Annotated in this window: 1 pseudogene; it reads left to right on the top strand. The window is 32.5% G+C overall.

Going from position 1 to position 375, the window contains the following annotated elements:
- Window positions 1-36: 36 nt before the first annotated feature.
- Window positions 37-375 (top strand): annotated as a pseudogene (locus HMPREF3057_RS05235) (IS6-like element IS257 family transposase); the annotation flags it as partial.

Raw genomic sequence — 375 nt, 5'->3', positions numbered from 1 at the left:
TTTATAATATAATTTTAACAAAAAGGAGTCTTCTGTATGAACTATTTCAGATATAAACAATTTAACAAGGATGTTATCACTGTAGCCGTTGGCTACTATCTAAGATATGCATTGAGTTATCGTGATATATCTGAAATATTAAGGGAACGTGGTGTAAACGTTCATCATTCAACGGTCTACCGTTGGGTTCAAGAATATGCCCCAATTTTATATCAAATTTGGAAGAAAAAGCATAAAAAAGCTTATTACAAATGGCGTATTGATGAGACGTACATCAAAATAAAAGGAAAATGGAGCTATTTATATCGTGCCATTGATACAGAGGGACATACATTAGATATTTGGTTGCGTAAGCAACGAGATAATCATTCAGCA

This window comes from Streptococcus sp. HMSC072D05, assembly GCF_001815805.1.
Classification (GTDB): Bacteria; Bacillota; Bacilli; order Lactobacillales; family Streptococcaceae; genus Streptococcus.
This window is presented reverse-complemented; position numbering and strand designations above follow the sequence as displayed.